This is a genomic window from Vibrio fujianensis (genome assembly GCF_002749895.1).
Classification (GTDB): domain Bacteria; phylum Pseudomonadota; class Gammaproteobacteria; order Enterobacterales; family Vibrionaceae; genus Vibrio; species Vibrio fujianensis.
Genome location: NZ_NBUS01000042.1, coordinates 223,897 through 225,283, shown reverse-complemented (window position 1 = coordinate 225,283; position 1,387 = coordinate 223,897). Strand labels below are relative to the sequence as shown.

The window sequence follows — 1,387 nt, the reverse complement described above, 5'->3', positions numbered from 1 at the left end:
CCATCAACACGCAGTGAATATACCTTAGAAGATTACAATAACGGCAATGTTGTGGCTGGTATTCCAGGGGCTTTAAGTAATCAACCTCCGGCGGATGCTTCAATACCTCAAGATGTCGCTCAGATGAAGGATGGTTCCGTTCTTGGGCAAGGTTCAGTGCATCGAGAGGCGACGCGTAACTTTGAATTAGATACTACCATTAGTCATGAAAGAAGACAGACGGGCGTAGTGAATCGACAAACGGTCGCAGTAGCGGTAAAGAATCGTCCAGTCGTCAATCCTGATAATGGGCAAGTAACTTATGAGCCTTTAACAGAAGGTGAGCTTAACGCAATTCGTCAGTTGTTGATTGGTACGGTCGGTTTTAATGAAAATCGTGGTGATTTACTGAATGTATTGAGCATGCAATTTGCCGAACCCGAAGTTGAGCAATTTGCTGATGTGCCGATTTGGGAAAATCCACACTTTAATGATTGGATCCGTTGGTTAGCAAGTGCATTGGTGATTATTGTTATTGTGTTAGTACTGGTTCGCCCAGCAATGAAAAAACTGCTTAATCCAGCGGCAGACGATGATGAACAGTTGTATGGCCCTGATGGTTTACCTATTGGAGCGGATGGCGAAACGAGCTTAATTGGCAGCGATATTGAAGGAGGCGAGTTATTTGAATTTGGCTCTGGTATTGATTTGCCTAATTTACATAAAGATGAGGACGTATTAAAAGCGGTACGTGCTCTGGTCGCTAACGAGCCAGAACTTGCGGCTCAAGTTGTGAAGAATTGGATGCAAAATGCCTAACGATATCGAAGATAAAGACTCCGCAGACGGCATTGATATTGCCAACATTCCTGGAGAGGAACGCGCTGCTATTTTATTGCTCAGCCTTAACGAGGAAGATGCGGCGGGAATTATTCGCTACTTAGAGCCAAAGCAGGTTCAGCGGGTCGGTAGTGCGATGGCGAAAGCAAAGGATTTGAGCCAAGACAAAGTAACCGCAGTGCACCGCTCATTTTTGGAAGATATTCAAAAATACACCAACATCGGTATGGGTAGTGAAGACTTTATGCGTAATGCCTTGATTGCCGCATTAGGTGAAGATAAAGCGAATAACTTGGTTGATCAAATTCTGCTCGGGACTGGGTCAAAAGGCTTGGATTCACTGAAATGGATGGATCCAAGACAAGTGGCGAGCATTATTGTTAATGAGCACCCACAAATTCAAACTATCGTTTTATCCTATCTTGATCCCGATCAGTCTGCTGAAATCCTTGCTCAGTTTTCCGAGCGAGATAGGCTTGATCTGATGATGCGTATTGCTAATCTAGAAGAAGTTCAACCTTCGGCCCTAGCTGAGTTGAATGAAATCATGGAGAAACAATTTGCCGGT

At 44.3% G+C, this 1,387-nt stretch carries 1 protein-coding gene and 1 pseudogene; both read left to right on the top strand.

Going from position 1 to position 1,387, the window contains the following annotated elements; genetic code table 11:
- On the top strand, window positions 1-798 hold a 798-nt coding region (locus tag B7C60_RS18845; protein ID WP_281251695.1), incomplete at its 5' end, for a flagellar M-ring protein FliF C-terminal domain-containing protein.
- Window positions 791-1,387, top strand: a pseudogene (locus tag B7C60_RS18840) (flagellar motor switch protein FliG); the annotation flags it as partial. The gene B7C60_RS18845 and the pseudogene B7C60_RS18840, both read left to right, overlap by 8 nt.